Source organism: Thioalkalivibrio sp. AKL10 (genome assembly GCF_000381845.1).
Lineage (GTDB): Bacteria > Pseudomonadota > Gammaproteobacteria > Ectothiorhodospirales > Ectothiorhodospiraceae > Thioalkalivibrio > Thioalkalivibrio versutus.
This window is the reverse complement of the sequence record NZ_KB907142.1, coordinates 304,309-316,499: the sequence shown is the minus strand read 5'-3', so window position 1 is coordinate 316,499 and position 12,191 is coordinate 304,309. Positions and strand designations below refer to the sequence as shown.

The window sequence follows — 12,191 nt, the reverse complement described above, 5'->3', positions numbered from 1 at the left end:
CTGACCCATGATGGATCCCAACGCCCTGACCATCGCCCTGTCCAAGGGCCGCATCCTCAAGGACACCCTGCCGCTGCTTTCCAGCGCCGGGATCGAACTGCTGGAGGATCCGGACGAGACGCGCAAGCTGATCCTCGACACCAACCGCGAGGATGTGAAGATCGTGGTGGTGCGCGCGACCGACGTGCCCACCTACGTGCAGCACGGCGCGGCGTCCATCGGCGTGGCCGGCAAGGACGTGCTGATGGAACACGGCGCGGCCGGGCTGTACGAACCGCTGGATCTGCATATCGCCGAGTGTCGTCTGATGCTGGCGGGGCGCCCGGGCCAGCAACCGGACCCGCAGCAACGCCTGCGCATCGCCACCAAGTTTGTGAACATCACGCAGAACTACTTTGCCCAGCAGGGCCGCCAGGTCGATATCATCAAGCTCTACGGCTCGATGGAACTGGCACCGCTGGTGGGCCTGGCCGACTACATCGTCGACTTGGTGGATACCGGCAACACCCTCAAGGCCAACGGCCTGGAACCGCTGGAACTGATTACCCCCATTAGTTCCCGGTTGATCGTGAACCAGGCAGCCATGAAGATGCGACATAGAACCATTCAAAATCTCATCGAGGGCCTGCGGGAGGCCGTCACCCCCGCGACGACGTAATCGAGAACACCATGACCGCCGATACCGACGACCTGCGAATCCGCGAAATCCAGGAGGTGTCCGCCCCGGACACCGTACGCGATGAACTGCCGATCACCGATGCGGCGGCCAACACCGTGTTCGAGGCCCGCCAGGCCTGCCATCGCATCCTGCGCGGCGAGGATGACCGCCTGCAGGTGATCGTCGGCCCCTGCTCGATCCACGACGTGGACGCCGCGCTGGACTATGCCGATCACCTGAAGGTCCTGCGCGAGGAGCTCTCCGACGCGCTGCATATCGTGATGCGGGTGTATTTCGAGAAGCCGCGCACCACGGTCGGCTGGAAGGGCCTGATCAATGACCCCGATCTGGATGGCAGCTTCCATATCAACAAGGGCCTGCGCGTGGCGCGCGGACTGCTGCGCGATCTGGCGGTGAAGGGCATGCCGGCGGCCACCGAATACCTCGACCTGATCAGCCCGCAGTACATCGCGGACCTGGTCGCCTGGGGCGCGATTGGTGCGCGCACCACCGAAAGCCAGGTGCACCGCGAGCTGGCCTCCGGTCTGTCCTGCCCGGTGGGTTTCAAGAACTCGACCGATGGCAGCCTGCGCGTGGCGATCGACGCGATCCGTTCTGCCTCGCGCCCGCATCACTTCCTGTCGGTGACCAAGTCGGGCCGCTCGGCAATCTTCTCCACCACCGGCAACGACGACTGCCACATCATCCTGCGCGGCGGGAAGCAGCCGAACTACGACGCCGCGAGCATCGAAGAGGCCTGCAAGGAACTGCGCATGGCCGAGCTGCCGGAGTCGGTGATGGTGGACTGCAGTCACGCCAACAGCCGCAAGGACCCGAAGCAGCAGATCGAGGTCGCGCGTGTGCTGGGCGAACAGATTGCCGGCGGCGATCGGCGCATTATGGGCGTGATGCTGGAGAGCCACCTGACCGGTGGTCGCCAGGACATCCTGCCCGGCAAGCCGCTGCAATATGGCCAGAGCATCACCGATGCCTGCATGGGCTGGGACGACAGCGAGGCCACCCTGCGCCTGCTGGCCGATGCCGTGCGCGCGCGCCGCAAGGCTGCCGTACCCGCCTGAACGAGGAGCCCGACATGCCATCCATTGCCCGACTCGATACCCAGCAGCCCGATTTCGATCAGGCCCTGGAGAACCTGCTGTCCTGGGAATCCGTTGCCGACACCGGCGTGCGGGACGCGGTGGACGAGATCCTCGGCGCGGTGCGCACCGAGGGCGATGCCGCGGTGTTGCGCTACACCGCCAAGTTCGACCGGCTCGACCGCGCCGCAGTCTCCGATCTTGAGATCCCCCACGACCGCTTGCAGGCCGCCCTGGAGTCGATCCCGGCGGAGCAGCGCAAGGCCTTGGAGATGGCCAGCGCACGCATCCGCCGCTACGCCGAGCACCAGCTCATGCGGGACTGGGACTTCACTGACGAGGACGGCACCGTTCTCGGCCAGCGCGTGACCGCGCTGGACTCGGTGGGCCTGTACGTCCCCGGGGGCAAGGCGGCCTATCCGTCCTCCGTGCTGATGAACGCCATCCCGGCCAAGGTCGCCGGCGTCGAGTTGCTGGTCATGGTCGTGCCCGCCCCGGGCGGTGAGCTGAACGATCTGGTGCTGGCCGCGGCCGCCGTGGCCGGCGTGGATCGCGTGTTTACCGTGGGGGGCGCCCAGGCCGTGGCCGCGCTCGCCTATGGGACGCAGACGATCCCGGCGGTGGACAAGATCGTTGGTCCCGGCAATATCTTCGTGGCTGCGGCCAAGCGCGAGGTGTTCGGCACCGTCGGCATCGACATGATCGCCGGTCCGTCCGAGATCCTGGTGGTCTGCGACGGCGAGACCGACCCCGACTGGATCGCGGCCGACCTGTTCTCCCAGGCCGAGCACGACGAGCAGGCCCAGTCCATCCTGCTGTCCTGGGACGACGCGTTCCTGGATCGCGTGGCCGAGGCCATGGACCGTCTGCTCGAAGAAATGCCGCGCGCCGAGATCATCCGCACCAGCCTCGACAAGCGCGGCGCGCTGGTGAAGGTGCGCGACTCGGCCGAGGCCGTCGCGGTCGCCAACCGCATCGCCCCGGAGCACCTGGAGCTGTCGGTGGCCGACCCGCGGGCGATGCTGGATGCCGGGTTGCGCCACGCCGGCGCGATCTTCATGGGCCGCTATACCTCCGAGGCCCTGGGCGACTACTGCGCCGGTCCCAACCACGTGCTGCCGACCTCACGTACCGCGCGCTTCTCCTCGCCACTGGGCGTGTACGACTTCCAGAAGCGTTCGAGCATCATCCACTGCTCGGCCGAGGGCGCGGCCAAGCTGGGCGAGACCGCCGCGGCGCTGGCCCATGGCGAGGGCCTGACCGCCCACGCGCGCTCCGCCGAACTGCGCAGTCGATGACCGCCCGCGCGACCCGGACCCCGGACGCCCTGATGCGCCCGGAGGTGCTGGCGCAGCCGGCCTACCAGGTGGCCGACGCGACGGGCCTGATCAAGCTGGACGCGATGGAGAACCCGCATCCCTGGCCGGGGGAGCTGGAAGACGCCTGGCTGGCGGCCCTGCGCGATCCGCAGCTGAACCGCTATCCCGACGCCCAGGCACTGGGTCTGGCCGCACAGGTGCGCGCCGCCCACGGCGTGCCCGAGGCTGCCGGGTTGATGTTCGGCAATGGGTCGGACGAACTCATCCAGATCCTGATCACTGCGGTGGCGGGTTCCGGGCGTCCGGTGCTGGCGCCGGAGCCGACCTTCGTGATGTATGGCGTGCTGGCCCGAGCGCTGGGGGTGCCGTTCATCGGTGTCCCCCTGAACGCGGACTTCACCCTGGACCTCGACGCGATGCGCGCGGCGATGGCCGAGCACAACCCGGCGCTGGTGTTCCTCGCCTACCCGAACAATCCCACCGGGACGCTGGACGATGCCGCGACCGTACAGGCCATCGTCGACGAGAACCCCGGGGTCACGGTGGTCGACGAGGCCTACGCCCCGTTCGCCGCGCACAGCTTCCTCAAATGCGTCGGCGAGGATGACGGCCTGATGGTGATGCGCACTGTCTCCAAGCTGGGGCTGGCCGGTGCACGGCTTGGCTATCTGGCAGGCACGCCGGCCTGGATCGATGCGCTGGATCGCCTGCGTCTGCCGTACAACATCAATACCCTGACCCAGCGCTCGGTGGCCTTCGCCCTGGAGCACCGCGAGGCGCTGGACACGCAGGCGCGCGGAATCGTCGAGGAACGCGACCGCCTGAGCGAGCGTCTGACCGGGACGACGGGGGTCGAGCAGGTCTTTCCCAGCCAGGCGAACTTCATCCTGTTCCGGGTGCGCACGGGGCAGGGGCACGCGACCTTCGCGGCCCTGCGCGATGCCGGGATCCTGATCAAGGACGTCGGCCGCGCGCATCCGCTGCTGGTGGACTGCCTGCGCGTCACGGTCGGCCGCCCCGACGAAAACGACGCCTTCCTCGCCGCGCTCGGGCAGGTCCTCGCCGCCTGACGTTTTTTCCGGCGCCACGCCTTTTGGTTGCACCACAGAGTGCACAGAGGGCACGGAGGGCACGGAGGGCACGGAGAAATTCGTGGAGTGGTTTCCGGAACGGGTTAAGTGGAGCGCACACGGGGTCTTGCCATCGCGTACGCCGCGGCGAGATCGGATGAAGGCGGGGCACCAGGTCCGGTTTTCGTTCACCCTGTCCCGACCTCGGAAAACCGGAGGTCATCCCGGCCGCAGCGTAGCGAAGAGCCGGGATCTCCGACGTAAATCCTGCCCTCCAGTGTTCGGCCGGCCACACCGCTGAGATCCCGGATAACCGCTGTGCGGTTTCCGGGATGACGAGGAGGGCGCTGCCGGGCCGGTGCGCAAGAGCGGCGGTAGCCCCTGACAGCCCTGCGCATTTCTCCGTGTCCTCCGTGCCCTCTCTGGTAAAAAGCCTTTTCTGGCCGTTTCCCGGCGAGGCGTGTCAGCGTCGGCCGGCGGGCGGTTCCAGACGCAGGCCACGGACCTCGCCCATCGCGCCGCCGGTGCGCAGGGCGTCGGCGAACGGGGACTGGCGGGCGGGTTCGCCGTTGATGCTCTCGATGGTGATGCCGCGGCGTTTGGGCAGCCAGCGGCTGCCGGCGAGCTGGCGGATGGCGTCGGTCACCAGGGTGGCGTGTTCCTCCGCGGTGTCGATGCCGGGGAACGCCTCCCAGACGAACAGCTGGCGGCCGGAGGCGGCGAGATAGAGCAGCGGCTGACCGCCGGCCAGCGCGACCAGGGCCCCGGCCACGCGGCGCAGGCGGCCCTCGGCGGCCTCCGGCGGCTGCGGCCAGGGCAGGAGCTGGCCCCAGGGATTGGCCGGGTCGACGCTGGCCAGCCACTGCGGCTCGGGGGTGGCGTCGGCCGTGCGTTCCAGCGCGCGCAGGCGGTCCACCGCGCCGGCGCGCGCGAACTGGGCGCCGGTCAGGCCCTCGACGAAGTGGCCGCGGCGCAGCTTGCCGGCGTCCTCCATCGCGCGGTAGACGGGATACACGCGGCCAAAGCCGCCGGCCAGGCCCTCGGCGCGGGCCATCTCGCGGCTGACTACGCCGTAGCGCGCCAGCAGGTTTTCGGCCTGTTCGCGGGCGCGTTCCGTCAGCGACACGCCGGGATCGATCAGGTCGGCCACCCGGGACCAGCGCCCGCCGGCCAGGCCCTGGCCCGGGCGCCGCCGGCCGCGCGAGCTGGGCTTACGCTGGCCCAGGCTGCGCAGCGGGGCAAAGGTGTCGTTGGTGATCTGCCCGGCCCAGACCCGATCCCAGATCGCGGCCTCGATCATGTCCTGGCGGGCGTCCGGCTGCGCCTCGCGCGCTGCGCGTTCCAGCTCCATGTAGAAGCAGGCGCCGCGCCGGTCCAGCGTCTCCAGGATGGCTTCGGCCAGTGGGTCGTCGCGGGCCGGTGTCTCCGCCTCGGGTGTGTCCGGCTCCAGCAGCACCATCGCCTGTTCGCGGCGCAGGAAGCGGATGCGCCCGTCACGCTGGCCCAGCGCGCCACTGCCCACCCAGACGAACTCGCCGGAGGCGGTGATGCGGTCCAGCGCGTCCAGCGAGAAGTCGCGCACCCGCATCGGCAGCACATGGGTGGTCCAGGCCGACCAGGGCAGGGCGACGCCTTCGAGCTGCGTGAGCACTTCGCGCAGGGTGCCGATGCCCGACCCGGGCTCGCTCAGGCCCTGCCAGGCGGGCAGGAAGCGGCCCAGCGCGCGGGCGTCCACCGCCGCCGCCTCGTCGCGCAGACGCGCCAGGGTGCGGCGCTTCAGCCGGCGCAGGATGTCCAGTTCGCACCAGTCCTCTCCCTGGCCCTGCGGGCGGATCTCGCCGCGCAGCAGCACGCCGGCACTCTCTAGCGTCTCCAGCGCCGGAAGCAGCGCGCCGGGCGCGAGGCCGTAGCGAACGCCCAGGTCCTCGACGCGGAATGGCCCATGCGTGCGGGCGTAGCGGCGCAGCAGCTGTTCCAGCGGGCGTTGCGGCGGCTCGAGGAAGCCGGCGGGCAGGCCGGGTGGTGGCACGACCCCGAGCGCGTCGCGAAAGAGGGCGGCGTCCTCGGCCGCGACCCAGCGCGGCTCGCCGGCGATCCGGACCTCGACCGCACGCAGCCCGTCGGCCAGGGTCTGTAGCCAGGGTGCGGGGTTTTCGGCCGCTGCGGCTTCGATCTCCTGCCGCGTCAGGTCGCCGCGCCGGCGCAGCAGGTCATGCAGTTCGTCGGCGTCGCGGACCTGTGTGGCCTCGGTGGTGTGCGCCAGCTCGGCCTCCAGCTCGGCCAGGGCATCGGCGTCGATCAGCTCGCGCAATTCGGCCTGGCCCAGAAGTTCGGCCAGCATGCCGCGGTCCAGGGTCAGCGCCTGGGCCTTGCGCTCGGCCATCGGCGCGTCCTGCTCGTAGATGTAGGCCGCCACGTAGGCGAACACCAGGCTGCGCGCGAACGGCGAGGCCCGTGGCGTTTCCACCTCGTGCACCCGGATGTGGCGCTCCTGCACCCCCCGCAGGATCCCGCGCAGGGCGTCCAGATCGAACACGTCGGCCAGCACCTGGCGGTAGGTCTCCAGCACCACCGGGAAGCTCGCGTACTCGCGCACCGACGCGAGCAGCTGCTGCGACTTCAGGCGCTGGGCCCACAGCGGCGTGCGCTGGCCCGGGCGGTTGCGCACCAGAAGCAGGGCGCGGGCCGCATTCTCGCGGAAGGCGCTGGCGAACAGGGTGGAGTGTCCCAGCTCGCGGGTGACCGTCTCCTCCAGTTCCTCCGGGTCGGGGAACAGGCTGTCCAGCTCGGGCAGGTCCTCGCTGTCCGCCAGGCGCAGCACGATGCCGTCATCGGTGTACATCACCTGCACCTCGAACCCGGACGTGCTGGTCAGCGCCCCCTGCAGGGCCAGCGCCCAGGGGGCGTGCACGCGGGCGCCGAACGGGGTCAGGATGCACACGCGCCAGTCGCCGACCTCGTCGCGAAAGCGCTCGACCACGATGCGCTTGTCCGACGGGAGCTGCCCGGTGGCTTCGCGCTGTTCGTCGATGTAGTCGCCGAGGGTCTCGACCGCCGCCTCCGACAGCGGGGCATGCTCCTTGAGCCAGGTCGCGCGTTCGGCGCGGTCCATGCGCGCGAGGCGTTCGGTGGCCGCGCCGATTGCGCGCCCGAGTTCGATCGGCCGGCCGGGGCCGTCGCCGTGCCAGAAGGGAAGCTTGCCGACCTCGCCAGGCGCGGGGGAGACCAGCACGCGGTCGCGGGTGATCGCCTCCACGTGCCAGGTGCTGGCGCCCAGAGTCACGTTCTCGCCGGTCTTCAGTTCGAACACCATCTCCTCGTCCAGCTCGCCGATGCGCGGGCCGCCCTCGCCGACATGCACGCCGTACAGGCCGCGGTCGGGGATGGTGCCGGCGTTCAGCCGCGCGGCCAGTGCCGCACCCCGGCGCGGCGTCAATTCGTCGCGCGCGCGGTCCCAGGCGAGCCACGGGCGCAGGTCGGCGAAGTCGGTGCTGGGGTAGTGGCCGGAGAGCATGTCCAGGGTCGCCTCCAACAGTGGGCGCGACAGCTCGCGCCAGGGTGCGGCGCGGCGTATCAGCGCGTGCAGCTCGTCCACCGTGCGCGGGCGTTCGCAGACCATCGCGACGAGCTGCTGGGCGAGCACGTCCAGCGGGTTGTGCGGGGCATGGATTGGTTCCAGCGCGCCGACCTGCATGCGCTCGCCGATCACCGCGCATTCCAGCAGGTCGCCGCGAAAGCGCGGCAGCAGCAGCGAGCGCGAGACTTGGCCGACCCCGTGCCCGGCGCGTCCGGCGCGTTGCAGGCCGCGGGCAACCGAGCCCGGCGACTCGACCATGATCACCAGATCCACCGCGCCCATGTCGATGCCCAGTTCCAGCGAGCTGGTGGCGACGATGCCGCGCAGGCGCCCGGTCTTCAGTCGCCCCTCGATCTCCGCGCGGCGCTCGTGGGAGACGCTGCCGTGGTGAGCGGCGACCAGGTCTTCGGGCTTTTTGGCGTCCTCGGGATGCTGTTCGCGCCAGGCGTCGTTGATGCGCTGGACCAGGCGTTCGCACAGCCCGCGGCTGTTGACGAACACGATGGTCGAGCGGTGTTCCAGGATCGCCGCCAGCAGGCGCGGCTCCAGGCGCGCGGCGCGGTCGCCGCCCCCGCCCGGGAGTGGTCCGGTGCCCTGGCCGTAGACCGCGCCGAGGATAGAGCCGGACGGGATGGTTTCCGCGCCTTCGGACGCTTCGAGGGTGGGAGGTGCGTGTGCCGCTGGCGGCTCCTCCGGAGCGAGGATCTCGAGATCCAGGCGTGGGGCCTCGGCGGCGTCGATCACCTCCACCTCGCGGTCGCCGCCGAGGAAGCCTCGCGCGACCTCCATCGGATGCACGGTCGCGGAGAGCCCGATGCGTTGCGGGTCCTCGCCGCAGCACTCGGCCAGGCGTTCCAGCGACAGGGCCAGGTGCGCGCCGCGCTTGTTCCCGGCCAGGGCGTGCACCTCGTCAATGATCACCGTATGGACGGATTCGAGGTTCTCCGCGGCCTTCGAGCCCAGCAGCAGGTAGAGCGACTCCGGCGTGGTCACCAGGATGTCGCCGGGTTCGCGCGCCTGGGCGCGGCGCTCGGCCTGCGGGGTGTCGCCGGTGCGGATGTGCACCACGGGTTCGCGGGCCGACTGGTCGCCCAGGCGCGCGGCGGTCCGCGTGATGCCGGTCAGCGGGGCGCGCAGGTTGCGCTCGATGTCGGTGGCCAGTGCCTTCAGGGGCGAGATGTAGAGCACCGAGTAGCCGGTGCGGGGTTTCGGGGCCGGCTCGCCGGTCAGGCGGTCGATTGCACTCAGGAACGCGGCAAGGGTCTTGCCGCTACCGGTCGGAGCGATCAGCAGACAGTGGTGGCTGGCGCGGATCGCGGGCCAGCCGCGGGACTGGATGGGAGTGGCCTGCTCGAAGGCCTCGCGAAACCAGGTGTCGGTCGCGGGACGAAAGGGCGTGACCGGCATCGGCTGGGGCCCCGAGCTGGCGGGTCAGGCGTGGCCGACGGTGCTGTCGGTGGTGGAATGGAAGTAGTCGCTGTCGCGCGCCAGCTCGTCGATCAGCTCGTGCAGCATGGCCAGCCGGCTTTCGGCATCCGCGAACGGGGCGCAGTCCTCGCACAACGGGTCGCCGCACGGTTGGCGGCTGTACAGCCAGAAGTGGATCGCACCGGCCAGCAGGCCGTCGGCAACATCACCGGTCTCGTCGGCCTGGCCGTCATCCGCCAGGCGGTTGGCCAGCTCGATTAGGTGCTGGGCGGCGTTGTTGTAGGTCTGGTCGGTGGTGTCGTTCATGGGGTCTCGGGACAGTCTTGTTTAGCCAGCGCCAGTCGGTTTGACTGACACAGAACCCGGCAGTTTACCGCGACTGGCCGATATTCCGAAGAAACAGGGGAATATGACGCTCCTCCGGGGACAGGCCGCCGTGGGCGCCAACGAAGAACGGCCCCTCGTCATCGGCCGGCGGGTCCACCAGGTAGGCGTCCTCGACCGGCAGCAGCAGGTAGTCGCCGGCCCGCGCGCGCAGTTCCGGGTGTTGCGGCTCGGGGCCGAGGGTCCCGTGGCCCAGCCACTCGGCCTGCGGGATGGCCAGGACGTCGTCACCGAACGCCCGCTCCAGTGCCTGCAGGAAGTCAGCGTGCTGTCCGGTTCGGATGTGGGCGAGGGCGGCGCGTGGCTCGCCGGTCAGACGGTGGCGCAGGCAGGCCTGTACCGCCGGATGCTCGCGGAGGTCCAGGCGGCGTTCGACCGTGCGCATGCCGTGGTCGGCGGTGGTCAGGAACACGCTCTCGGGGCGCTGGATCTGCGCGCAGGTGGCGGTGTAGGCCAGGTCCAGCTGTTTCAGGTGGCGCTCCACCTCCGGGCTGTCCGGGCCGTACTCGTGGCCCAGATGGTCCAGCTCCGACCAGTAGACGTAGGTGAAGTGGGGTCCCGGTGTCGCGTTCACATGCGCGGCCACCCGCGTCGGCAGCTCGGAGAGGTCCTCGAAGCCGATGAAGTCGGCACCGCGGTTCATCATGCGGTTGTAGGGTGTGCCGCCGATCCATTCCGGGCCGATGAAGGTCATGCCGCAGTCAAGCCGGTCGCCCAGGCGGTCGGGCTGCACGCGGCCGGTCAGCTCGCGGTAGCCGAGCGTGGCCGGGTGGTCGTCGGCGCCGCGCTCCTGGCCCATCAGTACCGTAAGGGTGCGTTCGGCGGCCGCCAGGCGGGTATGCCAGCCGAGCAGGCCATGCCGTGCGGGGTGGCGCCCGGTCAGGATGCTGGTGATCGCGGTGGCCGTAGTGCTGGGAAACACAGTCTCCAGATCGGTCACGTGGTCCGCGCCCAACAGCGGCGTGTGGCGGCGGTAACGGGCGGCAAAGCCGTCGATGAGCCACAGCACGATATGGCGGTCCGGGCCCAGGTGCTCGGAGACACCCGCGAGCGGCGGGTGCGAGGCCGCCGCGTTCAGGCTCGCCTCGATCTGGCCGAGCAGGTCCATCAGCCCGGGGGATTCCAGCCGCGCGCGCAGAATGGCGTCCACGGCCGAGTGGGCCGTGGGGGTGGCAGTGACCGACAAGACCTCAGGCCTTCGCGCCGCCGTCGCCGCCCATGCAGGGCGGGGAATCCGCGACCTTTCCGGCGCGCTCGAACCACTGGTCCGGGTCCAGGGTGTGCAGCGCCAGGGCGTGGATGCCGCCGGCCAGCTCGTCGGCCAGGGCCTGGTTCACCAGCCGGTGCCGCGCGATCAGCTTCTGGTTGCGAAAGGCCTCGGATACCACGGTTACCTTGAAGTGCGACTCCGAACCCGGAGGCACGTTGTGCATGTGGCTCTCGTTCACCACCTCCAGATGCTCGGGCGCAAAGCGTTCCTCCAGCTTCCGGGTAATGGTCTCCTGCATGGTCATGGATATTTCCCGACAATTGAACTCGACACGCGCAGTGTTTCGCCGCCAGGCAGCGATGTCCAGAACTGCCATCTGGTGGACGGGATGCGCCATGCTCGCGACCGGAGGAAGGGGGGATCCATGCGACAGACTACACTGGCGTTCGATGTGTACGGGACGCTGATTGATACGCAGGGGATTGCGGCGACGCTCGAAGGCTGGATCGGCGAGCGGGCACCTGTGCTGGCGCGTGCCTGGCGCGAGAAGCAGCTCGAATACACCTTCCGGCGCGGGCTGATGGGGGCGTATGCGGACTTCGATACCTGTACCGAGCAGGCGCTGCGCTATTGCTGCCAGGCGTTGGATATCGAGCTCGACCCTGAGCAGGAGGTGGAGTTGTTGCAGCGCTATCGCCAACTCCCCGCCTTTACCGATGCGGCTCCGGCCCTGGATCGCCTGCGCGCGGACGGGTACCGCCTGTTCGCGTTTTCCAACGGGACGGCAGAGACGGTGAGTGGGTTGCTGCGCCACGCCGGGCTTGAGGATCGCTTCGAGGGTGTCGTCAGCGTGGACGAGATCGGCTGTTTCAAGCCCGATCCACGGGTCTATCGACATTTCCTGCAGCGGGCGAATGTCTTGCCGGCGGATGCCTGGCTGATCTCGGGTAACCCGTTCGACGTGATCGGCGCGCAGGCCGCGGGTATGCGCACGGCCTGGCTCGACCGGTCGGCGCAGAGGCTGTTCGACCCCTGGGGTGGGGCGCCCACGACCACGATACGGGGTCTGGGCGGGCTGGCCGCGGCGCTGAGTGATTCGCGAGGCAAGGATGGATGATCCTGATTGGCATCAAGCGTCCACCAGACCCGGTACCGTACGGGCCCGGTTGTACAGCGCCCGGCGGCTGAAGGGGGTTGTACCGCGCCTCCTGCCTTGTAATCCCGGAAACTGCGTAGCGGGTATCCGGGGTCTCTGCGGTGGGGTTGCACTGACGGGGAAGATCCCGGCTCGTCGCTTCGCTCCGGCCGGGATGACAGGACCGGGGGAGATGGTGTTCCCGGAATGGCCCGGATTAAAATGGCCCGGTGCGGACCTTGTACCTCGTCCGGATGACCCCCGTGACGGGCGGACGCTCGTTGCTGATCAGGAGGGTGATTGGATGGGGTGA

The 12,191-nt window shown here is 69.7% G+C and carries 9 protein-coding genes; 5 read left to right on the top strand and 4 right to left on the bottom strand.

The genetic code is table 11. The features are described from left to right. Window positions 1-7: 7 nt before the first annotated feature. From hisG to hisC, 4 genes are read left to right on the top strand one after another with little or no spacing between them, the layout of a single operon-like run. Window positions 8-658 (top strand): ATP phosphoribosyltransferase, encoded by a 651-nt coding sequence (gene hisG / locus G333_RS0101525; RefSeq protein WP_018144513.1) that lies wholly within the window; start codon window positions 8-10, stop codon window positions 656-658. Window positions 659-669: 11 nt separating this feature from the next. Beyond that, complete coding sequence (locus tag G333_RS0101520; RefSeq protein ID WP_019627467.1) at window positions 670-1,737, top strand: 3-deoxy-7-phosphoheptulonate synthase; 1,068 nt, start codon at window positions 670-672, stop codon at window positions 1,735-1,737. A gap of 14 nt (window positions 1,738-1,751) precedes the next feature. Further along, window positions 1,752-3,053, top strand: coding sequence for a histidinol dehydrogenase (gene hisD, locus G333_RS0101515; protein ID WP_019627466.1), 1,302 nt, complete (start codon window positions 1,752-1,754; stop codon window positions 3,051-3,053). Further along, window positions 3,050-4,144 (top strand): histidinol-phosphate transaminase, encoded by a 1,095-nt coding sequence (hisC, locus tag G333_RS0101510; RefSeq protein ID WP_019627465.1) that lies wholly within the window; start codon window positions 3,050-3,052, stop codon window positions 4,142-4,144. Before hisD ends, hisC begins: the two co-directional genes overlap by 4 nt. A 463-nt stretch (window positions 4,145-4,607) precedes the next feature. Here hisC and G333_RS0101505 read toward each other — a convergent pair whose 3' ends face one another. The 4 genes from G333_RS0101505 to G333_RS0101490 all read right to left on the bottom strand — a co-directional run bounded on the left by G333_RS0101505 (window position 4,608) and on the right by G333_RS0101490 (window position 11,047). Beyond that, on the bottom strand, window positions 4,608-9,128 hold the full coding sequence (locus G333_RS0101505) for a DEAD/DEAH box helicase (RefSeq protein WP_019627464.1): 4,521 nt from the start codon (window positions 9,126-9,128) through the stop codon (window positions 4,608-4,610). 24 nt (window positions 9,129-9,152) lie between these two features. Then, complete coding sequence (locus G333_RS0101500; protein ID WP_018144508.1) at window positions 9,153-9,455, bottom strand: hypothetical protein; 303 nt, start codon at window positions 9,453-9,455, stop codon at window positions 9,153-9,155. A gap of 64 nt (window positions 9,456-9,519) precedes the next feature. Further along, window positions 9,520-10,719, bottom strand: a complete 1,200-nt coding sequence (locus G333_RS0101495) for an alkaline phosphatase family protein (RefSeq protein WP_018168261.1) — start codon at window positions 10,717-10,719, stop codon at window positions 9,520-9,522. A gap of 4 nt (window positions 10,720-10,723) precedes the next feature. Beyond that, complete coding sequence (locus G333_RS0101490; RefSeq protein ID WP_018938193.1) at window positions 10,724-11,047, bottom strand: BolA family transcriptional regulator; 324 nt, start codon at window positions 11,045-11,047, stop codon at window positions 10,724-10,726. A gap of 120 nt (window positions 11,048-11,167) precedes the next feature. Here G333_RS0101490 and G333_RS0101485 point away from each other — a divergent pair, with 120 nt between their 5' ends. Continuing rightward, a complete protein-coding gene (locus tag G333_RS0101485; protein WP_019627463.1) occupies window positions 11,168-11,860 on the top strand; it encodes a haloacid dehalogenase type II in 693 nt (230 codons plus the stop codon). Window positions 11,861-12,191: the final 331 nt, after the last annotated feature.

Coding starts and splice junctions, on each gene's coding strand:
- hisG (WP_018144513.1), top strand. CDS start 8: ATGATGGATCCCAACGCCCTGACCATCGCCCTGTCCAAGGGCCGCATC.
- hisD (WP_019627466.1), top strand. CDS start 1,752: ATGCCATCCATTGCCCGACTCGATACCCAGCAGCCCGATTTCGATCAG.
- hisC (WP_019627465.1), top strand. CDS start 3,050: ATGACCGCCCGCGCGACCCGGACCCCGGACGCCCTGATGCGCCCGGAG.
- G333_RS0101505 (WP_019627464.1), bottom strand. CDS start 9,128: ATGCCGGTCACGCCCTTTCGTCCCGCGACCGACACCTGGTTTCGCGAG.
- G333_RS0101490 (WP_018938193.1), bottom strand. CDS start 11,047: ATGACCATGCAGGAGACCATTACCCGGAAGCTGGAGGAACGCTTTGCG.
- G333_RS0101500 (WP_018144508.1), bottom strand. CDS start 9,455: ATGAACGACACCACCGACCAGACCTACAACAACGCCGCCCAGCACCTA.
- G333_RS0101520 (WP_019627467.1), top strand. CDS start 670: ATGACCGCCGATACCGACGACCTGCGAATCCGCGAAATCCAGGAGGTG.
- G333_RS0101485 (WP_019627463.1), top strand. CDS start 11,168: ATGCGACAGACTACACTGGCGTTCGATGTGTACGGGACGCTGATTGAT.